Origin of the sequence: Legionella anisa (assembly GCF_001467525.1) — a bacterium.
GTDB lineage: Bacteria > Pseudomonadota > Gammaproteobacteria > Legionellales > Legionellaceae > Legionella > Legionella anisa.
In genome coordinates this window covers 595,244-621,478 of sequence record NZ_LNXS01000054.1, presented here as the reverse complement: position 1 = coordinate 621,478, position 26,235 = coordinate 595,244, and the positions used below count along the sequence as shown (strand labels likewise).

The window sequence follows — 26,235 nt, the reverse complement described above, 5'->3', positions numbered from 1 at the left end:
ATTATGATGACCTTATTTATTCTACTAAACTTACGTTTTGAGTCATTCTATCTCGAAATATATGGGAGTCCCATTTCCAGTTTCTAATTTCTGGCAGGTCCTGCCCATGTTGTCTAATGTAGCATTGATGCTCTAACAATTTCATTTTGATGCGCTCAATAAGTTTTTGTTCTTTGAGACCTGCATTGGGTAAATAATTAAGAACATCGAGAACTAAGTGAAAGCGATCTAATTCGTTTAATACAGTCATATCAAAAGGAGTCGTGATTGTCCCTTCTTCTCTGTATCCTCTAACATGTATGTTTTTATGATTTGAGCGACTACTGGTCAAACGATGAATGAGCCAAGGATATCCATGATAGGCAAAAATGATGGGTATATCTTGAAGAAACAAACAGTCAAAGTCTTCATCATTTAACCCATGGGGATGCTCATAGTCTGGTTGCAATTTCATTAAATCAACGACATTAATCACGCGAATTTTTATATAAGGTAACTCAGAACGTAAAATAGAAACCGCAGCCAATGTTTCAAGAGTAGGAACATCTCCTGCACAGGCCATGATGACATCAGGAGCGTTCCCTTTGTCATGACTTGCCCATTCCCAAATTCCTATCCCATTGGCACAGTGCTGCTTTGCTTCCTCCATTGAAAGCCATTGTGGCGCTGGATGTTTGCCAGCAATGACGACATTGATGTAATGTCGGCTCTGTAAACAATGATGCATAGTAGATAATAAGCAATGTGCATCAGGAGGAAGGTAGACGCGTATTATCTCTGCCTTCTTATTAATCACATGGTCAATAAATCCTGGATCTTGGTGTGAAAATCCGTTGTGGTCTTGTCGCCAAACATGAGAGGTGAGCAAGTAATTTAATGAAGCAATTTTTTCACGCCAAGGAATAGTTGATGTAACTTTTAACCATTTGGCATGCTGGTTGAACATAGAGCTAATAATGTGAATGAACGCTTCATAACAGTTAAAAAGACCATGACGTCCTGTTAATAAGTATCCTTCAAGCCAACCCTCACATTGATGCTCGCTCAACACCTCAAGTACTCTGCCTTGTGAGGATAAAAAAGTGTCACCAGGTAGGGTTTGCGTGTCCCATTGACGGTTTGTTGCTTCAAATACGGCTTCTAATCCATTCGATATCGTTTCGTCGGGTCCAAATAGACGAAAGTTGTTTGAGTTTAACCGAATTAAATCTCTAATGTATGGTCCCAAAACACGAGTATCTCCAATTCCTTGCATACCACGCTCTGAGAAATTAACAGAATAATCATCGGGCTCAGGTAGTTTCAGTGCCTGTAATAGCAAGCCGCCGTTTGCGTGAGGGTTGGCACTCATACGTTTTTCATGCTCAGGTGTTATCGCTCTTAAGTCATCAAGTAATTTACCCTGTTCATCAAACAAAGTTTCGGGGTGATAACTTCTAAGCCACTGCTCCAGGATTTTTAGATGTTCCATGTTACCCGAGCAGTCAGAAACAGGTACTTGATGCGAGCGAAAGGTCCCTTCAATCTGTTTCCCATCAACTACCTTAGGAGCAGTCCAACCCTTAGGAGTTTTTAAAATAATCATAGGCCAACGTGGACGTTGGATATTCTTATTGGAACGCGCATCGTGTTGAATGAGTTTAATCTGTTCGATGACCTGTTCAAGGACTGCGGCCATCCTCTCATGCATCAGTTGCGGTTCATCTCCCTCTACCCAATAAGGGGTCCAACCATAACCATAAAATAATTGTTCCAGCTCTTCTTTCGTAATGCGGGCCAAGATGGTTGGATTTGCTATTTTATATCCATTTAAATGGAGAATAGGCAATACAACTCCATCGGTTACTGGGCATAAAAATTTATTGGAATGCCATGCAGTTGAAAGTGCTCCTGTCTCGGCCTCTCCATCGCCAACAACGCACGCAACGAGTAAATCGGGATTATCAAATGCGGCCCCAAAAGCATGACTTAAAGAGTATCCTAATTCACCGCCTTCATGGATAGATCCTGGACACTCTGGGGACGCATGACTTGGAATTCCTCCAGGAAAGGAAAACTGGGCAAATAACTTGCGTAATCCCTCTTCGTCTTGGGTGATTTCAGGGTATAGCTCGCTATATGTCCCCTCAAGGTATGCATTGGCTACAACTGCAGGACCACCATGTCCCGGACCGGAAATATAGATCGTATTCAAATCATATTTCTTAATCATGTGGTTTAGATGTGCATAGATAAAATTTTGGCCCGGAGTTGTTCCCCAATGCCCTAATAACCTAGGTTTAATATCAGAGGAAACCAACGAACGTTTAAGTAATGGATTATCACATAGATAAATTTGTCCTACTGATAAATAATTTGCAGCACGCCAGTATCTATCTATTTTGCTCAGCGCTTCTTGACTCGTTGTTTTCTTTTTCATTTTAAAAAATAAATACATTAAATTGATAGGTATTATACAGAACTAATATTTGGCTTAAAGCAAATGCAACATTGGAACACAGAAAATCAAGTCATTTTGGCCAAGAGAGTAGAAATGTAACCAGACCCTGGTTATATTTATGCATAATTTGTATAAGGGTTATTTAATTTATGAATAATACAAAAATAATCGGTTCGCCAACAATTGGTGTTTACCTGGGTTCAAACATGGGAAACAATCCATCTTTTAAAGACGCGGTTGTCTCTTTAGGAAAAGGAATTGCCCAACACGGGTATGCAGTGGTGTATGGTGGAGGCGGAACTGGTTTAATGGGACTTCTTGCTCAAACGGTTAAATCTCATGGTGGAACAGTTATTGGGATAACTACGGAACATCTTGCCAAAATAGAGACACCAAGTGAGTTTTTAGATGAATTGCATATAGCGAGCTCCATGTATGAACGAAAACGTTTAATTCATGAAAAATCATCGCAGTTAATCGCGATGCCCGGGGGGATTGGTACATTCGATGAGCTATTCGAAACTTGGTGTGCTATCAAAATAGGGGCTATTAAAAAACCGTTTGGATTGGTTAATATAGAAGGATACTTTAATCCCATGCTCCAATTTGTCTCTTCTTGTACTCATTATGATTTATTAAATGAACAAGATATTAAAATTCCAACCGTCTATGCTGAAGTTTCATCCTATCTAAAATATTTAGAAGAAGAGCAACAGGGTAACTTTTTAAAAGTCTATTCCAATTTAAATCCCCGTACTAATCAGGATAAACATCTAATTGAGACCTACGACATAAGCTAATTTTTTGTTAAAGTGCGCAAGTTACGGAGCGCTAAACCAATGAATTTTCATATACACTCCTTTAAATTTATCGGTTCAATATCATCCATCTAATCCAATCACCTGAAAGAACCGGTGTGGTCAATTATCGAAAGAACTGGATTCCTAGTGAGTCATTTATCTTTTCCAAACGGTTCCAAAATTATGACTTCTACTCAAGCAAACAGTTATGTTCTGCCCCCCTAATATTCGTTAGCCTTGTATTTTTTACTCAAAAAGAAGTGTAAAGAAACATTTTGTGGGTAATGAGATTAATTGGATTTATATTTTATTAAATGGGTTATTATTTGATCTCCCCCTGTTTTGTCATTAAAATCCATTTTCAATGGTTATCACAGCAATGTCTTAAGTGAGGAGCCGGACGATGAAAAGAAGATAGAGTAAATAATTTACTATGACAGGCTAATAAAAGAATCAGCCTATCATGTAATACTTATGCACTAATGATTTGATTCACATTTTTTTTGAGATTATAAAATGCCATTACCCACTGATATAAGATTATTTGCCAGGACAGCAGATATTGATAGCCCACAAAAATGTAGGCTGATGACTGAAAAAGAGATAGGAGAATTTATCAAATATCATTCCAGCTCTTCTAAAGAATTAAACAATGACGCGTTACATGGTACCTTTTTTTCAATGTTTGCGCTTAGAATATTCATATGGGGCATCACTAAATATGCAGAAGGAACGCAAGATTTTGATCTCCCGGGCGCTAAAAGACAATCTAAATTGTCAGTAAAAAAAACTTCGTCTGAAATAATGAAAGGGTTATCATCCTATCCATTGTTCCATCAAACATCGAAAATTACAAATAGGGCAGAGCATGTAATAAGATGCGAACTCCTCTCCGGATCTAATTTAGCAAACAGCCTTGATTATTATGCGCGGGTCAATAAGATAGCTCCTGAATATTACTTAAAGATGATAGAACCTGTAGCAAAAGAATATGGAGATATTGAAAACGGAGTGTATAAAACAACAATTATAGAAGCCGCAAATAGTTTGTCTCATTACGCACCTTTAATAAAACTTGGGGCTGCTTATATGCAGCTTAAAAGAGCCGGTGAAATTTCAGAAAAAATCCTGGAAGATATAAATGTGATGCAACTTATGAGTGCATTGCAACAAGCAGCATTCGATATTGTAAGCTACAATATAGGGGCTTCTTTTTATTATGCACAAGCCAAATCCCTGGGCATTAAAGATCTTCCGTCAAATATTTCTGACATTTTTAGTTATCCAATTGATTCAACTTTTGATCTATCAAAACAAGATATGATTCATGCATTATCCAAAATAGAACAAGTTTTTGGCAATAATTCTCTAGGGGATTTTTTAAAAAATTTACAAAATGAAATGATTACGGTTGAAAGCGAGAACTTTACCCAAATTTTATCTGCTGTATTGGCAAAATATCAACTTTCTACAGACTATAAGCCTGTAATAGACAATAATGGCCATTATGAGATGTATGGAGTTGCGAATGTAGATTATTGCTTTAAGTTCTCTTAATTATTCACTTTGGCAGGCGAAAAATTAGTGGTGGTTTCTTATCAAAAACTGACGACCCCTCAGGTCAAAACGACCCAACTTACTGGAATAGGATTTGTTGAGGCAAATCGAACAGCGAGGTCGGTTGGCATGCCGCTGCCATAAATGAAATAAAAACAGTCTAATTGATATATAGCTTAATTTTATTTTATTACCCATTAAATAATTTGCGCATGCTTGTTAATAATTCCATAAGTTCAAATATAGTACAATTCCCGAATTGGAAACTGATTTAAAATTCTCCTGCACAAAGGGTTTATTCAAGATGAATGATTTGGGGTTGCACAACTTAGGAACAAGTAACTAGTAGATTTGAATGTTCATCACTTTCCAATGCTTAAAAACTTTAATTCTAGTGAGCAGGGGAAACTAACATGCCAAAAAATCCTAAAAATTCAAAGAAAATTCCAGAGCACATTACTCAAGATAATATGGTTGTTTCATTAAAATCAAAAGATTCGAAACTAACTGTACAAGAAAAGCAAACGCTAAATCAAATTTATAATGAATCTACACTGAGATTAGAAAGAACGCTTGATTTATTGACCCAACTCGAAAATTATTTAAATAGCTATGATAGTCAGACTAAAAATCAAGTGCAAAATATTAAACAGCTAATGATTGATAATAATGCTCCTGCAGAAATTTTACATACGTTAAAAATGTTAAAAAGACATTTTTATATTCCTATTACCCATGATAATACTATAAATAATGTTCTGAATAGCACAGCAGCAATTAAAAACAACCTTCTTAAAACATATAAAGGGTTGAAAGGGCAATTAAACCTCTCTCTTGAAATCGTTGATCATGTACCAACACCGGAAGAAGTTGAGAATTTCGAAGATAAAACCTATGTGCTGGTAAAATCAAATAATCAGTGGTCACTTTTATATTACGAAAATAAGGGTAACCCAACGGAAATCAATATTGATAATGTAAATCCTGCTATAAACAATATGGCAACAGTTGATGGTGCAAAATTGAACTATCATTTATTAATGAGAGATATTATGCTTTATCATGCCAAAAATGTGGAATCTCAACCCAATAAAGTTTATATCAGTAATCTCAAACAATCTTATATAAATAATCCTAATAACCGTACTCTTGGATATGTTAATGGTAATGGACCTACTGATGGTGATGGAAATTTATTATTCGTAAATGAATATTTTGGAGCGATACATATTGATTATCGATTACTTACAACAAATCCTTCCCGAGCATTAGGAACATTGATTCACGAATCCATGCATCGTTATGGTTTTGTCAATGATAGAGGGTATTATCATGGGCGAAAAGATGTAAAAAACAGCACTGAGCAACGACGCTATCCAGAAGATTTTAGAGACTTACCAAAACAAACACATAGCGATCGTTTAAGAATTACATCAAGGGCAACTAATAACGCGGATTCCTATGCCTATTTTGTTCTGGATACCACGGGTTCTCAAACGCTCTATGACAAGGATAATTTGCCAGATTGGTATGACATCAGTAAAGAAAATGGATTACCGGTGGAGAATAGTTCATTGAGCCCTCTGATAAAATATTCACTAATTGCAGGAGGTGTTTTTCTTATAGGTGTCGGTGCTACTATGTTATATAGAAAAAGTAATTCAATAGCAGAGCCTACTGAGGAAGAGACAAATTTAACAAACTCATTAGGGCCATGTTGAGCAGGTGTATACAGAGCAATTCTCACAGAAACTCTATCTCCCCAAATGGTTCGCTTCCCTTTTCATAGATTCTGGGGGCACAGATTCTGGGGTCAGGTCTTGCTTTTTGCCCATTTCTACGCAGTAGGCAAAAAGCAAGACTTGACCCCAGCTACCTTTTTGCTTTTTTGTATCAATAGGCAAAAGGCAAGACCTTTACCCTATGCACACTAATTAAAGTATTAATACAACCTGATTGAACTTGGTAAAATTAGATTTACAATGTGACTGTATGTGTTATATCTATTAGCTATGTATTGATATAAATCAGATCATTAGGATAGTCAGCATATGCAATCAAAAAAAAATGCTTATAAAAAAAAGAAGCGTAGGATGGCAGGTGGTGTATCCAATCCACAGGTAGAAGAAAGAGTAGATTTTACTCATGTATTCGAGCAATTCATGCGGACCGATCTCGAACGACAGAATCTCAATAAACCGGCTTCAGCAGCTTATGATCGGATCAAGCAGGAGATAACTGACGCAGAAGAAAAATTAAATAAAATAAAAACCAAAAAAGGCAAAACTAAAAAGAAAGCCATATTAAATGAAACGATCACTAAAAAGAAAAAATGGTTAAGCGATATAAATGATACCGAAAGTAAAAATTTCTTGGCCTTCTGGGCCACCATGTTTCATGGTTATCGGGTTGATTTAGTGGTTAATCAAAAAGAGCATATTAGAAGGCAGGGGCTAACTGTTAAAGCAGCTAGTGAAGAATTTGTAAAACTATTACTAACCGTTCTCTCACAAGACATTAAAGTAGAAGGAAAAACATATACCGCTTCGGAGTTAAAGAAATACAAAAGAATTCTTAATCGCTTTTGTGAATCAATTAAAACAATCGTTATTGAAGATAAAAATGAAATTACTTCAAAACGAATTAAAAAGCTCCTTTCTGGTAATGATTTAACAATTGAGCATAGCTGCATTGGTCATGCAATCTATACCCAAATATATCAAGAAAAAAATCAATTAGTCATTACACATTGCAATCGTGGTAATGGTCAAAGATCGACTTATAATTTAGTTTATCGCATTAATATCGCTGGCTTAGATTTAGGAAAGTTAAGAGTAGCCATTGAAACAATTGCTGAATTAGAAGTAGTAAACGGTAATGAAGAGGACTATAAGAAATTTTATGATCAGTATGACAAGACACTAAAAGATTTGGGTTTCAGTTTCAGCTTGGGGAAACATGTCAAATCCCAAAAGATAGGTAATTGTGTTCTGGCAAATTTAAAAGGTCTGTTAAAAGAACGATTACCCGACGAGGTCTATAAATGGTGTACTACGGAAATGAAGAGCCAAAGTATTATCCAGCATTTGATAAATCCTATGCTGCAATCAGGCAAAGATCTAAAAAATAAACAGTTTAATATAGATACTGACGACGATTTTTTTCACCTTAGGCAATTAATTAATTATATTTTTGATAAATCGGTGGAAGGAGTAATCAACTGTTATTTCGGTAATATTAGAAAATCTGAAAGCCTAAAGAAAGCATTCAAGGCGATAGGGGTTTATGAGCATATAATTAATGAGAACAAAGCTTTGAGCAGGGAGACCAAGGCTGATATCAAAAATTATATTCATTCAAGAATAGATATATATAAAAAAATATCAAGTAACATCGAAATGCGAAAACCAGAGATATTTTATCAAGTGCTTTGGAATGAGGCGGAGAAAATCGTTGCCTTATCATCCGAAGAACCGAGTAAAAAAGAATTTTTTAAACATTTAATAAGTAAAGCTGCGCACAACCCCAATTTTTTTAGTGATGTTTATGAGTATTTTAACCGAGAAAACAAAGAAAACAGTAACGCGCTACTTAAATTAGTATTTACTCAAGCTATAGAAATCATAACGGATGATTCTTCTATTCTAAATGATCCAGAAAACATTGCGGTCTACCGATGCTCGCTGAGAAGAATACTTTTAAATGAATGTGAAAAGGTTCCTTGTGATCAAGAACTCATTACTTTAGTAACAAATACTCATTTGAACAATATAGATCCCACTTTATATGTCGCTGCCTCTGTTGCTATGAACGATCGTAAAAACGATGATAATAAGTATGCAACACTTAAATTATTGTTAGATTCCACTTTAAAAAACAGTGAATTTTTAGATTTATTCGTTCGAAAAAAGAAGCCCCCAGTTTCTACTTTTTTCAAACAGAAGACACAACCTCAAGGAAGCTTCGAGCTTTCTGCTTTTTTTAAAGCGGCAGCGGAATTTATTATTGATAATGTAGAACGGCCTTTGACACAAGAAAAATTGCAACTACATATAGGTATAATTTTTCAAAATACAATGGAACGTACAGCTGATATAAATAAAGTAAAAAGATTTTTAGAATTGTTCTGTTATAAAGAATTACTCGACTCTAAAAAAATCAATGAAAAAAATATAAGCTATTGGAAAAATCTCCATGTACTGGCTAATCAATGCAAACAAATCAACTATTGCTTTCCTGACGCACTTAAAATATCAGACAGTGTACTTGATGGTTATCACAAATTAAAAACTTTAACTACTAAACTAGCTAAACAAGATGGGAAAGCCCCTGAGCAAGTTCCGAGTGTGGTCAGGTCTTGCTTTTTGCCAATTTCTACGCGGTAGGCAAAAAGCAAGATCTGACCCCCAGATATGGATCCCCAGATATGCAGCATTATCCTTGTGCAATAAGTTGATTGTTCAAAGGAGAAATGGAATAAGTGCTTTTCTTTCCTTAGGATAATTGGAAAAATGTGAGCGATACCAACTATGATGAGCGATTGCTCGCGGAGCCAAATTGGCTATTGTCCACAAAGTAAAAGAAAAACCAGCAAGTGACCACGTCGCCACCCCCCAACCAATCCATTGGAGCATTTCACCAAAGTAATTTGGGCTGCTCAAAAAACGAAACATTCCACCGTAGGGTATTGTGTAGGAGCCGGATTTTTTATTTTTATTCATGTCAAACAAAATGTTGTCTGAATTTTGATGGATTACAAATCCCGAAACAAAAAGTATAAAACCAACGATAAAATGAGGCGTTTGCAACGTTGAAAAGGTAATTTCTTGAAAATGAGTGAGCCAATAGGCATTTACAAAACCATTCACCGTCGTAAAAAACGTGGCGGATAGCGTAATAAAAATTGGAACCTGTTTTGCATGGTTCAAGCGAAACGGATAAATTAAGGAACGATAGACGTAATGGAATTGCCACATTGCAAAAAATACCCAGGTGTATGCAGAGGGTCTTGCCATGAGAAAAATAACCAAAAAGGTGATCACAGAGGGCAACTCCATAAAACACCAAGAAACCTTTGCAGGGATTTTAAGCGATTTATCTCTTTGGACATAACGTCCATAAGGCGCTCGTTTGAAAAAAAGCGTGAAAAATACCACAATGGCTAAAGCGCTCCAGAAATAAAGAAATAAAGTGAGATTGTTTTGAGTCATAATTTAATTTTGCCACGCTGTGAAAACCAATGAAGAGTATCATGGATCGTTGTTTCGATTTCCGTTTTTTTGTACCCCAATTCATTTTCAGCTTTCGTACAATCCACCGTTGGAGGATACATCAAAGTTTCAATTGAGTATTTTGTAAAGAGCGGTTCTGTATTGGTGATATTAGAAAAAAACTCCATGAGGGGTACCACAAAGTTAAGCATGCTTGGAGGAAGAAACAAACGAGTCATTTTTTTTTGTCTTACAATCGATATCAATCTGACCAACTGATGCATGTTTATGTCGTGGCCGCCTAAGATATAGCGTTCTCCAGATTTGCCTTTTTCCGCAGCAGTGATTGCCCCTTGAACCACGTCGCGAACGTCAACAAAATTAAATCCTCCACGCACCAAAATGGGGATGTATCCTTTGTATATTTTAATTATTGCAGTTCCCATGAGTGATAATTTATAGTCATTTGGGCCAATTACTCCTGTGGGATTAACTACAACTGCATTTAATCCCTGCTCACAACTATCAAGCACTATCTTTTCAGCAAGGGCTTTAGATTGATCGTAAATATTCACAGATTCTAAAGCAAGGGAACAATTTTCATTTAAGATGTGAGCCGTATTGGCTTTTTTTGAACTTTGCATTAGCGTGTGAATGGAACTAAAATGAACTAGCTTTTTTACGTGATTTTTAAGGCAAGCATTGACTACATTTTGGGTGCCTTGGATGTTCGTCTTACGGACTTCTTTTTCTTTTCGATTGGTAATATCAATTTTCGCGGCTAAATGAAAAACGGTATCAATATCTCGAGTAGCTTGATACAAAGACTCCAGATTTAAAATATCTCCTTGGCACACCTCCAAAGGAAAGTGAGCGAGATATTTGGGCATTTCGCTTCGCACAAGTATGCGGACATCGTATTGTTTTTTAATAAACTCAGCAATGAGGTTATTCCCAATGTGTCCACTAGCTCCCGTGACCAATATTTTCATGGTTTTTAGCTTCCTATCCAGCATTTTAAAGTGCCAGTCATCATACAGATCTATGTTGCCAGCTCCTCAGTTAATGCGATTAACCCGACAAAAACATCAGGTATCAGTCTTGCTAAAGACGAATAACCGAGAGAACGACACAATGCCTAAGCGGTCCGCATCGACTAGGGCATTCACAGTTCCTGCAATGAACGTGTTGTAGAAGTCTGAAAATCCTTTTGGAAAAAGGCGAAGCGCTTCAAGGCCTAAAATCGCGCTCCCCACTGCCCGAGAACGAAGCGTACCAGCCAGGAGCTTGTTTTCAGTAAAAAAATAGCTCCACCCAAGCTCTTTTGAAATTTCTGTTTCGGAGAGTAGGCTTAGGCCCACGCTGCGGGCCGCATCGATTAGATCGTCACTTGTGTGCAGAGGCGGCATACCGGTCACAAACTCAATCCGCTCAACCAGTGCGCGATGCTGCGGATTATTCACATCGTATTTAGATGTCAGAACCGCGTCATAGACGACATATCGTGCATTCGGTTCCATGACACGATGGACGTGTCCAAATACTTTGGAAAGCAGGTCCTTGGAAATGTATTTAAGTGAATAAATGCTATACGCTGAGGCCAGGAAATCATTAGGAAAAGGCAAATTTTGTGTATAATCTCCCTGCGTGATTTCACACAAATGGTCCAGGTTTTGTTCGCGATTGAGGGCGTTCGCTCGCTCTACTTCGGCTTGAGACAATGTGACCCCAAACACTTTCCCCTGCGAAAGACGGGCAATATCACGCGCCGCGCCACCAAGACCGCAACCCATATCAAGAGCTGTTTTCCCGGGTAAAAGGCAGAGCACTGAATTGATCTTCTTATGTAAGTTCGAAATGGTTTCCTCGCGTGATTGTCCCACATGCTCGGGCGGATAAAAAACCCAACTGCTGCCGTAAGCAATCTCAATCACCTCCGCCATGAGGTCATAATAATGGGTAGCAACGACTGTATGATTATGAGTCTGCTTCGCAAGAAAGAACAGGCGATCATGCTCTTTGACAAAAGAACCCAAGTCATTCCGTCTTAAGAGGAAGCGAAACGTCTTCATGTAATTAGTTAATAGCGACATAGATCCCCTCCTTGAATTGGAACACACACAATTTTTTTCCCTAATGCTATTGTTTAGATTACAAGCTAGCCTGGTTGCTTGCAACCAGACTTATATCTTTAAATGGTAGGCAAAGGAGCTTAATTTAGCAAAAGAATGTCATTCATTTTTCTAATAAAATAATATCCGTACCACGGATATGCGATATTTTTTTTACTATGACTGATGTGTCCTTGAGTGTTTTTTGTATATCAGAAAATAAATCAAAACCATGATGTGTTAATGGGCGTAATAAAAAATAAGCTTTACCTTTGTTGGCAAGCGAATTTTCTAGCGCGTGAATATAATTCTGAAAAGAGCTATCTAAATAAAATCGGCAACGATTTTTAAATTTGGATGGTGACAGCATTCCGTGGCCTTGTTGGAAATAGGGTGGATTACTGATAATCAAATCAAATTTGCTTGCCCATTTTTTTTCATGTAATGCATCATAATTTAAAAGATGCCAGCGAAATTGCAATTCAGGTCGATTGACAATCGCCACGTTTTGATAAAAATAGTCAGTATAAATATCCTGGATCTCTATAAAATCAATCTGCCGGATTGCGCGAAGATGCCACGATAGTTCAATCCCAATGACTCCGCAGCCTGCGCAGAGATCTAATATGCGTAATGAATCAAGATCTGTGTGAGATTTCAATTGTGTTGCGACAAATCGCGCAAGGTAAATTGAATCAAGACTAAAATGATATTCGTCAGGTTGTTGGTAATTATAAGTAAACTGCATTATTTAATTCGTTCTGCACTGCATTGTGAAATGCATAGATAAACTATTATGATAAACACGTAATTGGGATGCAACAAGTAAATAAAAAGCTACCCCCCTAAGCAACTTATTTGAAAAATAACAAAAAGACAGTTGATTTTTAATCGCCCCTTTTACTGAACTTAAGTTACCTTCAATAGGTTTTCCTTAGGAAGCATCATTCGTTCAATTACGAAATACATACCAATTCCTAAAATGATAGCGCCATCAATAACAAGGGCAACGGGGCGCATCGAACCATCGAATAAAAGGCCAGTTAAAGCAACGGCCCCGGAGGAAATAAACAAGCGTGTTGACATAATGAATGAAGAACACGTTCCCTTGAGATTAGGTAGAATTTCTAATGATTGGGCAAAAGTGACGCTCATTGGAAATGCGCAACCTACAGCCATCCAGCACATAGCAAATGTAATCCAACGCGGAGAATCTGGATATTCGAAAGCAAAATAGGTGAAAAGAATAATAGATATGGTACAACACACCATCCCCAAATGGACTGCTTTTCGAGAGCCGATGCGTGCAATCACTTTATCGGCATAAAAACTGGTGAGTGAAAATAGCAATACAATTAACCCTTGTTGCATCGCAAATTGGAAATAAGATAATTTGCACGTATTAATATAATAAAACGAGGCACTCCCTACAAAAGTTAAATAAGCCGTAACTAACATATTGGGCATACTGGCATAAATTAAAAACTTACCATGCGAACAAATTGTCCGATAGTCTTTAAATATGGTAAAAATATTTAAAGGTTGCTTTTCAGTTTTGGTTTCTGGTAATTGCAATATCAGAAAAAGCCATGAAATCAAAGCAATAATCGCAATGAAGGTAAAATTAGCTCTCCAAGTAAAATAATTGATAATAGCGCTCCCTAAAATAGGAGCTGCTGCCATAAAAATAGTGACATAAGCGTTAATCTTACCAATATAATTTGCAGCCACTTCGCCACTATACCGATCAGAAATCATGGCAAAACCCATGACTAAAGTACTGCTGGCGCCTAAACCTTGAATAAAACGCCAAAACATTAATTGGTATATGGAAAATGAAAACACACAACCAACTGCTCCAATAAAAAAACAAGTCGCTCCAAAAATCATTAATCCACGTCGTCCCAAAGTTTCGGATAAGGGCCCGTAAAGCAAACCGGAAAAACAGAATGCTAAAAAATTAAGACTTAATGTGTTTTGAACTTGTGCTTCTGTACTGCCGAAGTACGTCATAATGCTAGGAAAACTGGGCAAGGAAATATCAATTTCCATACAGCAACCTAATAGTGAGATAACAATGAGGGCTACAAGCGGGAGTGGAAATACTCTGGAAAACATGATGACTTCTTCTTAATCAGGATAAATAGGCAATTGTATCGTATGAGCAGAACATATTCTTAATACGTCGTGCGATTATATCGGTATTTGCACGCCTTGAGAAGGTTAATTACTCGCAATGATTGATTGATTTGATTTATTGGGGTACTGTGACCAGAGAATGACGTGCTCCCTATCCACAGCTTGTGGTAGAGTCGAGAGACCTTAAAAAAATAATTTTATTATCAAAGAACTTACCTACTTTATTCTTTCTCTTTTTTTTCCAATTTGTGACCATCTAGATGCCGTTCATTGCGTTCATTTTCTTGTTTCTCTAGCTGCTTTTCTTTTTTTGTCCTTCCGAATTTAATGCGATTTTCAGAAGCTTTTTTTTCTTTTTCCAAACGAATTTTCGCCTTTCTTTTTTTATTAAGATTAATGACGTTTACCATAGTACTCTCTATCAAGATGATGTTGTTTATACTATAGCGCATAAAACAGGCGCAAATCATCTAAATACACAAATACATCAAACAGGGTCAAAATGCCTTACCAGTCGGTATCTCTCTATCACCCTTTTTGATTTTCCTGCAGTTCATTTTTAACGGTAGAAAGTTTATAAGTATATAACTTAACTATTACGTAAAGATTAAATAACCCTTGGTGATGAATCCTTCTTTGAGCAGAGTCAGGTCTAATGGGCTTAAGTTGATTGATTTTGCTATTTCAACAAAATTGAACTATAGGTTTTTAGTCACATACATTTGTTTGCTGAGAGAAAGGAGAATCTGATGCCCTATAAAAAAGTCAATGAGCTGCCTGATAGTGTTAAGGATAACTTACCTAATCATGCACAGGAGATTTATAAAGAAGCATTTAATAATGCATGGAGGCAGTATGATGATCCAGATGAAAGACAAGGAGATCGTAGCAGGGAAGAGACGGCCCATGCAGTTGCCTGGAGTGCGGTGAAAAAAGATTATGAAAAAAACTCGAAAGGCGAGTGGGTAAAAAAATAACTGTGCTGAAGAGATGTTATGAAAAAATAACAAACGGATTCAAAACTTAAAAAATTCATTTTTGATGTGTTGAGAAATTAGTTGGTCCTTCGGTAATGCGAAGTCCTTTATATTAAGGCCTTCTTTTCTAAGAAGTAAGCAAGAGACAGTTGCTTGCAACCAGGGCATGCTAAAGAACATTGGAAAAACGCTTAAGTGATACAGGATGTTGGGGTAAGTTCCAACCCTCTATGATTTTAACCAATGATAGAATGGGAGGGGGTTGTGGTTTAAAATAAGACAAAAAGGATGTTTTTTGATTAAAAAAAGATTGACACATTCAATTATTTTAATTTAAAATTCACTGTGATTAGAGAAACCATTAAAAAGTAGGTTTAAAACGCCATGAAAATTACATCTTAAGTACGCCCATCTATAGGGCAAAGAGAGCAAGTCATTTGTGACTTTCTATTTTTTACTGTCCAAAAAGACATACTTAAGAGTAAATCATGAACCATAAACCGATTCAATTTAAAGACTTAAGTCTTATCTATCCGCATAAAACCTGTTTTGAATTCTTTAGGAGCGAAGTCTATTTTGGAGATTGTATTCCACTGATTGGTCGTCATGGCCCAGGTAAGTCAATCTTCGATCACAACGTTCTAGAATTCATTCACATTGAAACCAGGTATCCGCTTCATCACGGAAAGTTACATTGTTTCAAGGATGCACATTTAGAGGTAATCCATCATGACTAATCGTTTGCCTGAGCAGTTGGGCTCTTTTATGTGGCATTTTTTAAAACCGTATAGAGCTATAGTTATTTTATTTATCCTGCTTGCGCTATTGGCTGGATTTTGGGGACCGTTGAATAGCTTATTGATTAAGTCCTTCATTAATACTTTGGCTGCAAAGACCAATATGGATATGTCCTCTTTGTATTGGATAGCTGGGTTATTGGTATTGAACTTTATTGTTTTTGACAATGTAACCTGGCGAACACTCGGGTATTTGAACTATAAATACGAAGCGGTTATCAAAAATCAAATGATTAGCCAAACGTTTGAGTATGTATTGGGAGGAAGCCATCAATTTTTTCAGGATAACCTATCGGGACGAATTGCCGATCAAATTACGACACTTGCTGATAATCTTGAGATTATTTTGTATCGAGTGTCTGTAGATTTTCTTCGCGGGACGTCACTCTTGCTGGTTTCATTTATTACAGCCTATTTTGTTAATCCCTTGTTTTTTTATATTTTATTCCTTTGGTTCATCGTCTTTGCCTCATTTAGTATTTGGATGTCGGCACGGTTAGTCCAATTGTCTGATGATCATGCAAGTTCAGAATCTCAGCTTTCGGGTCAATTAGTAGATAGCCTAGCGAATCAATCCAATATTCGTATTTTTTCACGAAAAATCTATGAAGTGGAACGTATGAACTCTTTCTTTCGCTTGGTGCAACACGCATTTCAAAAGAAAGAGATTTTCATTGTTTTGTTATGCTGCGCACAAGGGTTAATGATTGCCGTCATGATGGGATTGGCATCGATTACTTTAATCCATTTATATGGCAAGGGCCTTGTGAGTATTGGTGATTTTGCCTTGATTCTTGGACTTTCTATGGAGCTGGGGCATATGATGTGGTACACCATGTATCAAGTAGATCAATTTAACCAAGCCTTAGGCAAGGCAAGACAAAGCTTAAATGCATTGGTGATACCCCATGGTATCAAGAATAAAAACAATGCATCCCAATTAGTAGTCACTCAAGGGAGAATTGAATTTTCCAAGGTAAAATTTCATTACCACGGCGGTTATTCTCTTTTCCAAAATAAGTCAGTGACAATTGAAGCAGGCCAAAAAGTTGGTTTAGTAGGTTATTCGGGCAGTGGCAAATCCACTTTTGTGAATCTGATTTTACGGCTTTATGAGGTTGTGGGTGGGCAGATTTTGATTGATGGTCAAAACCTATCTGAAGTGACTCAAGAAAGCCTCAGGGACGCTATTGCCATGATTCCCCAAGACCCAACCCTTTTTCATCGAAGTCTAATGGATAATATTCGTTATGGCAGGACAGAGGCAACTGATGAAGAGGTCATTTTAGCCTCCCAGAAGGCCCATGCTCACGAATTCATAAGCCTTTTACCAGAAGGCTACGAGACATTGGTCGGGGAACGTGGCGTTAAGCTTTCAGGTGGTCAGCGTCAGCGCATTGCTATTGCCCGAGCCATATTAAAAAACGCTCCGATTCTAATGCTTGATGAAGCCACGTCTCAGCTGGATTCTATTACAGAAGCCAACATTCAAGAGAGTCTCTGGGAGTTGATGCAGGGAAAAACAACTATGGTAGTCGCGCATCGCTTATCTACTCTTTTGCATATGGACCGAATTTTAGTATTCGATAAAGGCCACATTGTTGAAGACGGTACCCATGCTGAATTATTGAATCGTGGTGGGTTGTATAAAACCCTTTGGGATGCTCAGGTGGGAGGCTTTTTACCCGAATTTACTGATGAAGTGGTTCGGCCTATCTAAATTAGGTCAATGAAATAAGAGCAAACATAGCCTGATTGTGGAAATTAATAGAAGAGGGTGAATCATGGGAATTAAATAAGGTCTGATTCATCCTAAAATCAGTATTTATGCCATACTATAAGAAAGGGACGCGAATCAATTTTGAATGAATCTAAAAAAAATAAACAATTGTTCTTTCTTGATATCACTGAATATTAATATCTATCAGGAACAAATTATGTTTATTTATACTGCAAAATTATATATAGAAGAGAAAACTATAGATGAAAGGAATAGCGATGATTTAGATGAGCTATATCTCTGGATGATGGCAAAGGCGCATGAGCAAATCACGCATTATAATGGCTCTATTATCAATAATAATACTCACGAAGTTGTAAGAACTTTTCAGAGTTGCTCAATAGAATAGGGAAATGATTGAGTTTTCTTGCTCTTCTGATAAATCCTGGTTGCGCGCAATCTTATTAGTGAAAAGAGGCCGTAATAAGGCCTATTAGCTAATAAAATGAAAGAGTGCAGAGTTAAGGCCAAAGATTATTAAATCTATTTTTTAGATCACGGAAAATAACATGTGCGGGCAATGACGCAGTTGATTCATTTGCATACATTGAGATCTTATTTTTAATGGCAACTAACTTGTTTTGTTGTGTTTCCATGGTTAAGTCAATTTCCTTTATTTGCCCTAATAAAGTCTTAACTAATTCATCATCTTTTACATCTGAAACAAGAAAGTACGCGTTGCCTGTCCCATCGTTTACTCCATAGTAAAACTTTTTTTCGTGTTTGTATGGAAAATATTTCGGATTTTTACTCGCACATTTCAAGGTGGCAGATGTAATAAAAGGGTCATCTTTTTTTATAGGAAAGAAGCTTGAGATAGAGTCTGCTTCATTGTTAACAGATAAAATAACTTCATTGTTATTTGATACGATATAAACACCAAATATTTTCATTAAAATCCCTTCCGAGAATGATACAACTGATTAAGATTTTTTAAAAATTACAAAACTAACAAGGCAAATCTTCATTAATCTTTGTAGCGAATTACAAATTTTCCATGTTTTGATGATACTAATACGAACGATTCAGTTCAAGCATAACCGGTTATTTGCAAATAAAAGGGGCGGGGCTTGAATTTTGCATGAAGTTATTTTTTTATAATATTTGTCATAGTGTAAAAAAACTTGATAAAAAGCCAATGGTGAAATGCAAAATTTGAGGACTTACTCCATATATATATTTATCGATGGCAAATATGAGTGAAAATGATTTTACTGATGAATTATATTTCAATTGGATCGTGCATTGCACGAAAAGTTAATATTTTCTTAATCAAATAGGACTATAATTTTACTTAGACTAAAGTGGAATTACCCAATGCCATATCCTAAAATATCTGCAGTACTGAATAACTGCCCGCTTCATACGATAACTCCTGAGTTAGTGCAGGAAATATATCATTTCGCAAAGGACGAGCATTATAATAATCAACATAATGATGCTTATGCCGCATTAAAACGTAATTTTGCCGAATTTTATGGATTTGATCCGAACGCTTTTTCCTGGAAACTATTTGCCGGTATTCTAAAGCAGTATAATCCTTTTGATATTCAAATCATGATGGGGCCAGTCCTTCGTGGTTTTATGGCAGTGCAACTAGGTAAGCCGGGAATATACGAAAAACTTCCTCCCAAAGCAGGTAGGTCTAAAGCAAATGCTATTGAAGAATGTACGGAAATAGATCGAACTGCTCGCTATACAAGCTTGGAGCAGGATGAGTTAGCGATTCTCGTCTGTAATCCATTCGGATTTAGCCTACGCTATATTCCGCAAGAAGGGGATGAGTATGCAGCAACAATTGATCCAACTATCCCACTTCCAAATCCACAATGTATAACGATTTACCATACCGGAAACCCTTTAGGTGCCGGATATGGGGGACATTGGGAAAGGACGACTAATCCATTAGAACAAATTAATTATGAAGGGCATAAAAGCACACAATTACTTCACTACTCAACCTTACTAGGCCATGATTCTCAAGTAAATCCTACTGGGTTCAGGTTATTACAACATCACGTCCAATTAACCGCACGCAGGCTTAGAGGGGAAAAGGTTGATATTGAGCTTTGTGCCTTACATAATGCAATCACTCTCATTGAAAAATATCTAAAAAATATTCAAGAAGTGCCTAAAGATTTAGCAATAAGGTTGTTGGGACCTGCTTTAAAGCACAGTCAATATGCTCGCGAATTTATTCAATCCTACGAGTTTGAAGCGCATGAGTTTGATGACCAAATCGTACAATGGGTCGGCGCTGATGAGGAATTTTTCAAGCCGTTTTTAAGCCCCGAAAAAGAAGAGTTAGCAAAAAAACTGGCTGCGCCCCCGGCCCTCATCATTCCAAGTCAATTACCCACCCCCTATGGAATCAAGGGAGAAAGGAAATTCTACAAAAACCTTGCACTACTCCAGACTAAAATCACTGATCTGGAAGACCGCAAACGTACAGCCTTGGCTGAAGCAAATGGTGATGAAAACGATGAAGACTATCTTGAGCTTCATAATGCTTGGGATACAGCGACAACACTTCGGACAGAGCTTAAGAAACAAGGAGATATATATTTTGCAAACCCAAACCAAGAGACTTACAAAACATTTAGAGATCAATCTCGAGTTTTGATACGTACAGCCCATGGTGTACTTGATACGCATCGAGGTTGGTCAGAGTTTCTGGTAAACTGCGCTTATGTAATCAAGGGAGAAAGGAAATTCTACAAAAATCTTGCACTACTCCAGGCTAAAATCACTGATCTGGAAGACCGCAAACGTACAGCCTTGGCTGAAGCAAATGGTGATGAAAACGATGAAGACTATCTTGAGCTTCATAATGCTTGGGATACAGCGACAATACTTCGGACAGAGCTTAAGAAACAAGGAGATATATATTTTGCAAATCCAAACCAAGAGACTTACAAAACATTTAGAGATCAATCTCGAGTTTTGATACGTACAGCCCATGGTGTACTTGATAAGCATCGAGGTTGGTCAGAGTTTCTGGTAAACCTCGCTCTTGGTATCTCTACTGCAGGAGTCGGAATAGTAATTAAAGGTTTAATAAACTGGGGATGTAATCGTTCATTTTTCTTTGTACATCAAACAAAGTCCAGCCAAGTCCTTGATAAAATTGAAGATGTCATTGTTAATAAGGCTGATCCAAGTAAGCCAAAAGACAAGGATGATGATGGCGACATCTATTATCCAGCGCCAGATATTTAATAAGCAAATAGAGCTTGATTGCTGTTAATACGAGACGCCCTTAAATTTTCTTTAGATAGGGTCTGGCGGAAATTTTTTTCAGTCTAAAGAACGAATTGCGAATAATCAGCTATAGTTAAATTACATATATCAAAAGGAACTGATATGGAAAATGCAAATAATATGACGCTTCATCCCGATACAAAGATCATGCAACGTCACTGGCGATGGTTTTTGGGTTTTGGAATTCTTCTCTTGATCTTTGGTATTATTGGTTTAGGAATGGATATCTTGTTAACCATAGTCAGCATGTATTTTTTCGCTGCGTTACTCATGATTTCAGGATTATCACACTTTGCTGATGCGTTTAAGCACAAAGAATGGAAAGGTACGGTTTGGCAAATTCTCGTTGCAATACTCTATCTTATTGGTGCAGGTATTGTCTTATATGATCCTTTATTAGCATCAACCATCATTACTGCTTTATTGGCTTGGACGCTTATCGTTATCGGTGTTGTCCGCATTAGTATGTCCATATCCTTACGCAACACAAAGGGTTGGGGTTGGATCTTGTTTGCAGGGATATGTTCACTAATACTTGGAATGCTGATTCTGTTGCACTGGCCAATGAGTGGCTTATGGGTCATCGGACTGTTTATTGCGATTGATATGATCATCAGCGGTTGGACCTACATTTTCATAGCAATGTCCTTACGCAGATCCAAATCGCTCTGATTGCCAATATAAGTCTTCATCCAGCAAGCCTGGTTGTGAGCAGCCGTCTCTTGATCACATCTCGGCCCTATGCCCTGCGGCTTGTCCGCGGGGTCCAGAGTTTTAGCGCAGATCTTCCGGAGCCCGCGGCGGAAAAATATATATACCATAGCAAATTTCAATTGAATTCAGAATCAATAAGATAAAAACACGGAGACTTTGTTATACTTTAGACGATCAAACATAAGGTAGAAATAACTCACTGTTCTAAAGATAAAGGTAGGAACTAGCGAGAATGCATAGTGTAAAAGACACGGATAATACGTTATAACCATTTGATACTATATAATATTGTAGGTTACAGCCTTTTAATTTAATGGAGAAAAAAAAGATGAGATTGAAAGTAGAAATAGAAGCCGAATTAGCTAAAGCAAGGGAGCGGCTTAAAACTCTGGAAAAGGAATTCGCTGATAATGATGATCGTGGCCTTGATCGTTTTATGTTTCTCACGTCAATCAATCAATTGCTTAATGGAGCAAATAAAACAGTAGAGGATTTAGAAAAGGAATTAGAGCAATTTAGTGAAAGCAGGTCTACACCGAATATGGCATCATAAAGGGAAATACAGGGAAGTATATCTCACTCGAAAACTCTATTAGTGCTTATTGCAATGCGTGTAATTCCCCCAGTACCTAAGCCCACCTAAAACAGATATTTGCAGTCAATCCTTTCCTCTTCCATAAAATTATTTAAAGGGTCATTAATATTTTATAGGGATAATTTAAAGGGCTATTAATGTTCAATATGCATAATATATAAATAGTTGTTGAAAGTAAGTCTCCGTTATGCAAAGTAAGCCCGAATACAATGTATTTGAAAATGATATTGACAATTTAATGTTAAATAATTTGGCCAATATCCAAAAAAGTATCTCTTTAGCCATGCAGTCTGGCGCAGAGCTTCCTCCTTCTGCTGCTGATATTGTCTTTATAATCGATAGGCTCAATGAAAATCTTGAACACCTGAATCAGCTTAATCTGACAGTTGACATGACGCCAACAGAATTAGAGTTTGCACGTCTTAACCATATAAAAAACACAGTAATTTTTATCGATATTCTACTTAAATCAGAAAGCAAAGTTCCAGCATATGAGGAATTGTATAAAAGATTACAAGTTGCTTCAGAAAGCGGCCTTATTCTCCTTATGCATGTCGTTGAAAAGGAAATACAACTTTTAGAAAAAAATCATTTACTCCTAAGAAAAGCGGACGAATCGTACCTTGTTTCTTTGATTAGTTTTGTTAAGGAAATGCAACTGGCTGTGCAGTTTGAAAATTCATCGCTTACAAAATTATGTGAATTCCGGGAAAGGCTCTTTGATATCCATAATAAGTTTTTAGAGGCAGCTGCACGAGATGATCTAAAAGATTTAAAAGAAGAATCTTTTTTTGAAAAAAGAATTAATCCTTACCTCGATTATTTAATCCAAAATCAAAGCGTTGTTTCAGAAGCAACCCAAGATCTGGAAATCATTATAAAAGCCATAATGCAGGAAATCAAAAATAATAATCCCAATGTAACAGACATGTTCCGTGTCAATTGCCTTAATGAAATTGAAGTAACTGTTGGCCAAGAGGTCTATAACTTAACCCAAATCCTAAAACACGAACCTAATTTTAACCAGATTAATCTTACTGAGGATGAATTGGAATCCTATTTAAGTTTTTTGCAAAACGATCCCAGCATAGTTCTCAAACCAGTCGCATTTCCTGTCGTCAATTGGAAATCTGATGATTCGAAAACAATTATGAAAGACCTGGATGATCAGCTAAAAGATGAAAATTATTTTCAAGAGTGTCATTCCTCAGAATGTTTGGCAATAAATATTTATACGACCGATGCCTATGTCCCGATTAATATGCTATTACGTGAAAAAATGATTTCAACGAAAATATTTGAAAAAGGAAGTACGGATAAAAATGTACAGGATGCATTATTTCGCCTTGAAATGCTATTAACAGGCCAAGCGACTCAAGATGAAATTACTCCAACGCAACAAAGTCAACTTATTTTAGAGGCACTATTAGCAACAGTATGTGCTGTCCGTGGTATTAATAAAGCGCAACACCTTTGTTATGTACCTGATGATCAGGTAACTATTACAGGTGATCTATTAGATACACATCAAGGTCGTTCAATACGTGCTACCTCAGGAACTTGGGTGGCTGCTGAAAAGCGACGATTTGAATTAGCAAAAGAGGCAGGTATTCCGCTTTACTACGCGGGTTTTACCAGTACCAGTTTTGATACAAGCAAAGTAGGAACTTTTATAGCGGATCCTAATACTGCATTAATTACAAAAACTCATCCTTGGAGTGGTATTTCGAAGTACAGTATTGGTGCGATTATTAAAGCCCTTAGTCAATATCCAACAGAGGCTGAATATATATTCCCGCCCTGTTTATGTTTGCCGCAAGAAGAAAAACAAATTAAGCGTCCAGATCATTATGGGAAACTACAGCAAGATAAAAAAGTTGCTATGGTTTTAGCTCATGGTAACAGCCCAAAATCAATGTGCTACTCAACTCAAATTCAAAAAATACGTGGTGAACTCATAAAGCAATTGGATTATGTGAACAAGTCAAATACTCAAAATGACCCAACCTTAACTCGGTTTAGCAAGCACATTGAAGAATTAATCCATAAGTTAGATACGCAATTAAAAACAATAAAATTAATTAGCCTGCAGGAAGGGCAATTGCAAGGCCTAAAGCAAAAAATTCAACAAAAGGGCCTCAAAGGCGTACGCCTTAAAGGCTTAGAGAAAGTCGATGGCGTTTTTTTTGTATCAGAAGCAACACGAACCTTAGTTTTTATTAATCAACGCGAAAACTTATTCAAAGAATTTCAGTTATCGCCACAACAATTCGATAAAATCGATCGATTATTGAATTTACAAGTAGAAAAAGACAAGAATCTGACGCATCTTGAAATCGTGTTAATGCAAAAATTAACGGGCTTAACGATGGAGCCTATAAATGATCCTGAATTTACTGCTAAGTGTTATCAGGAAGAAATAGAAAGCATCTTAGGTTGTAATCCAACAAAACCTGTATCCATAGCCCAGTTTTCTATTTTCGCGCCTCCACCTCAAGCCAAAACAAACCAACAAGGAGCACCCTCTATAGTGCCAATTATTTAGAATGAGTCTGTTTGCAAGCAACACGGCAGCTCTATTAATTACCCCTGATGCTACGTAAAACTTGAATAATTCGAATTTTACGTAGCATCACTAAGCTTATTTAAAATAAATAAAACTATAATTGTATGTAAGTAAAACAATTTTTGAAGTACTAAATTATGAGAACAAAATTTCTATTTTCATTCAACGCAACTCAACGCGATCACGTGCAAGAATCAGAAAATATTGAAGTAAAGTATGAGCCTAGCACTCCTTGGGGATGCTGTATTCGGAAGAACGATACCCCAATGACAAAAGAGCTTTTGCAAGAAGCAGTCGAGCTGATGCATTCGGCGAAGCCAAAGAACCATGATATTCAGATAAGAACTAAAGAGCTTGCTGAAAATGTATCCCTGCTTCCCGAGTCGGTTACTTCGGTTGTTTATTGGGATAGCCACATCAACCGTTCGAGTGATTGGAAAAAGAATGCCGGCGAGGAGATGGCTGCGCAATCCAAAAAATCGTGTATTGAGTTTTTAAAAGAGTTGCCCAGACATGTAACCAAGGTTGAAATTAATACTGGCAAAAAATGGAAAGATGCAGGTGAAGTAATTAAGGCTATTCCAGCGCATGTTACTTATTTTAAAGTGAATGCGGAAGTGATTGAAAATTGTACTTTTGATGAGCTGTTTAAATTTTTTAGCAGTTTCCCTAAGCAAATGCAAGAAATCCACCTTTTAGGTGATGTATGTAATAACAATCTCGCTATTGGAGATAGGGCATTACGTAATTTGATTATCAAGCTGCCACTTTCCGTAAAAACTCTTTCTGTTCCAAGCGGTAACTGCAGTGTTTTCAATCATAAAGAAGAAAAACAAATAAATCTGGATGACTACAGAAAAAAAGAGTATTTCCCCGAAAGCTATGTTGAACTTACGAACTCATCCACGGAAGATTTATTCCAGAAAGCGAAAAATCTTTTAAATGATTATACAAAAAATACCAGCGACTTCCCTGGGTTTACTCTATTTGCTACGTTTCATTGGCGGCGGCATCATGTGGATGCAGTCAATCAAATCCTGAAAGATAGTAATTCTCTAGATGATTTGTTGGTACGTCTCAGCCAAATTGAAACGCAAAAAGACTTTAATCCTACAGGTTCCTTGGCGCGCCGTATTCACTATATAAAATACATACACCAGCAAGAGCAACAAAATATGGATGAGCAACCTGACAAGGTGAATCACTTAAATATTTCTTAATTTTGATTTGTAGTCTGGTTTCTGGGTATCAGAATCTACTGAGGGGGCATCTTATTGACTCAATCAAT

21 protein-coding genes are annotated in these 26,235 nt (G+C 37.0%); 13 read left to right on the top strand and 8 right to left on the bottom strand.

Annotation, left to right across the window (positions count from 1 at the left end; all coding sequences use genetic code 11):
• Positions 1-16: 16 nt before the first annotated feature.
• Positions 17-2,419, bottom strand: coding sequence for a phosphoketolase family protein (locus tag Lani_RS19115; protein WP_051045710.1), 2,403 nt, complete (start codon positions 2,417-2,419; stop codon positions 17-19).
• Between the two features lie 170 nt (positions 2,420-2,589).
• On the opposite strand from Lani_RS19115, the gene Lani_RS19110 reads away from it, so the two are divergent.
• The 4 genes from Lani_RS19110 (at position 2,590) to Lani_RS19095 (ending at position 9,182) form a co-directional block, all read left to right on the top strand.
• Positions 2,590-3,240, top strand: coding sequence for an LOG family protein (locus Lani_RS19110; protein WP_019233985.1), 651 nt, complete (start codon positions 2,590-2,592; stop codon positions 3,238-3,240).
• Positions 3,241-3,756: 516 nt separating this feature from the next.
• Complete coding sequence (locus Lani_RS19105) at positions 3,757-4,797, top strand: hypothetical protein (RefSeq protein WP_019233986.1); 1,041 nt, start codon at positions 3,757-3,759, stop codon at positions 4,795-4,797.
• 413 nt (positions 4,798-5,210) lie between these two features.
• Complete coding sequence (locus Lani_RS19100; RefSeq protein ID WP_019233987.1) at positions 5,211-6,518, top strand: M35 family metalloendopeptidase; 1,308 nt, start codon at positions 5,211-5,213, stop codon at positions 6,516-6,518.
• Between the two features lie 330 nt (positions 6,519-6,848).
• Positions 6,849-9,182 carry a hypothetical protein gene (locus Lani_RS19095; protein ID WP_019233988.1) on the top strand — a complete coding sequence of 778 codons (2,334 nt, stop codon included), beginning with the start codon at positions 6,849-6,851 and terminating at the stop codon, positions 9,180-9,182.
• Positions 9,183-9,257: 75 nt separating this feature from the next.
• Here the strand turns inward: Lani_RS19095 and Lani_RS19090 are convergent, their stop codons facing one another.
• The 6 genes from Lani_RS19090 to Lani_RS19065 form a co-directional block, all read right to left on the bottom strand.
• Positions 9,258-10,007, bottom strand: coding sequence for a DUF1295 domain-containing protein (locus Lani_RS19090; RefSeq protein ID WP_019233989.1), 750 nt, complete (start codon positions 10,005-10,007; stop codon positions 9,258-9,260).
• Positions 10,004-10,999, bottom strand: a complete 996-nt coding sequence (locus Lani_RS19085; protein ID WP_019233990.1) for an NAD-dependent epimerase/dehydratase family protein — start codon at positions 10,997-10,999, stop codon at positions 10,004-10,006. Before Lani_RS19085 ends, Lani_RS19090 begins: the two co-directional genes overlap by 4 nt.
• Positions 11,000-11,095: 96 nt before the next feature.
• A complete protein-coding gene (locus Lani_RS19080; protein WP_019233991.1) occupies positions 11,096-12,100 on the bottom strand; it encodes an SAM-dependent methyltransferase in 1,005 nt (334 codons plus the stop codon).
• A 142-nt stretch (positions 12,101-12,242) separates the two neighbouring features.
• Positions 12,243-12,866 (bottom strand): methyltransferase, encoded by a 624-nt coding sequence (locus tag Lani_RS19075; protein WP_019233992.1) that lies wholly within the window; start codon positions 12,864-12,866, stop codon positions 12,243-12,245.
• A gap of 161 nt (positions 12,867-13,027) precedes the next feature.
• The gene (locus Lani_RS19070) at positions 13,028-14,236 is read right to left on the bottom strand and encodes a multidrug effflux MFS transporter (RefSeq protein WP_081595171.1); all 1,209 of its coding nucleotides are present in this window, start codon (positions 14,234-14,236) and stop codon (positions 13,028-13,030) included.
• A 242-nt stretch (positions 14,237-14,478) separates the two neighbouring features.
• On the bottom strand, positions 14,479-14,667 hold the full coding sequence (locus Lani_RS19065) for a DUF4169 family protein (protein ID WP_019233994.1): 189 nt from the start codon (positions 14,665-14,667) through the stop codon (positions 14,479-14,481).
• 339 nt (positions 14,668-15,006) lie between these two features.
• Between Lani_RS19065 and Lani_RS19060 the strand changes: the two genes are divergently transcribed.
• The 4 genes from Lani_RS19060 to Lani_RS19045 all read left to right on the top strand — a co-directional run bounded on the left by Lani_RS19060 (position 15,007) and on the right by Lani_RS19045 (position 18,160).
• Complete coding sequence (locus tag Lani_RS19060; RefSeq protein WP_019233995.1) at positions 15,007-15,234, top strand: ChaB family protein; 228 nt, start codon at positions 15,007-15,009, stop codon at positions 15,232-15,234.
• A gap of 488 nt (positions 15,235-15,722) precedes the next feature.
• Entirely contained in the window at positions 15,723-15,971 is a 249-nt protein-coding gene (locus Lani_RS20685; protein WP_019233996.1) for a P-loop NTPase family protein, read from the top strand.
• Complete coding sequence (locus Lani_RS19050; protein ID WP_019233997.1) at positions 15,964-17,751, top strand: ABC transporter ATP-binding protein; 1,788 nt, start codon at positions 15,964-15,966, stop codon at positions 17,749-17,751. The genes Lani_RS20685 and Lani_RS19050 overlap by 8 nt, the downstream gene beginning before the upstream one ends.
• Before the next feature lie 217 nt (positions 17,752-17,968).
• A complete protein-coding gene (locus tag Lani_RS19045) occupies positions 17,969-18,160 on the top strand; it encodes a hypothetical protein (RefSeq protein WP_019233998.1) in 192 nt (63 codons plus the stop codon).
• 112 nt (positions 18,161-18,272) lie between these two features.
• Here the strand turns inward: Lani_RS19045 and Lani_RS19040 are convergent, their stop codons facing one another.
• Positions 18,273-18,704: a hypothetical protein gene (locus Lani_RS19040; protein WP_019233999.1), complete on the bottom strand. Its 432-nt coding sequence runs from the start codon at positions 18,702-18,704 to the stop codon at positions 18,273-18,275.
• 424 nt (positions 18,705-19,128) lie between these two features.
• Here Lani_RS19040 and Lani_RS19035 point away from each other — a divergent pair, with 424 nt between their 5' ends.
• The 5 genes from Lani_RS19035 (at position 19,129) to Lani_RS19015 (ending at position 26,167) form a co-directional block, all read left to right on the top strand.
• Positions 19,129-21,030: a hypothetical protein gene (locus Lani_RS19035; protein ID WP_058388751.1), complete on the top strand. Its 1,902-nt coding sequence runs from the start codon at positions 19,129-19,131 to the stop codon at positions 21,028-21,030.
• A 144-nt stretch (positions 21,031-21,174) separates the two neighbouring features.
• Positions 21,175-21,744, top strand: a complete 570-nt coding sequence (locus Lani_RS19030) for an HdeD family acid-resistance protein (RefSeq protein ID WP_019234001.1) — start codon at positions 21,175-21,177, stop codon at positions 21,742-21,744.
• A gap of 370 nt (positions 21,745-22,114) precedes the next feature.
• On the top strand, positions 22,115-22,339 hold the full coding sequence (locus Lani_RS19025) for a hypothetical protein (protein ID WP_019234002.1): 225 nt from the start codon (positions 22,115-22,117) through the stop codon (positions 22,337-22,339).
• Between the two features lie 229 nt (positions 22,340-22,568).
• Entirely contained in the window at positions 22,569-24,926 is a 2,358-nt protein-coding gene (locus Lani_RS19020) for a hypothetical protein (protein ID WP_019234003.1), read from the top strand.
• Between the two features lie 158 nt (positions 24,927-25,084).
• Positions 25,085-26,167 carry a DUF5617 domain-containing protein gene (locus tag Lani_RS19015; protein ID WP_019234004.1) on the top strand — a complete coding sequence of 361 codons (1,083 nt, stop codon included), beginning with the start codon at positions 25,085-25,087 and terminating at the stop codon, positions 26,165-26,167.
• Positions 26,168-26,235 lie beyond the last annotated feature (68 nt).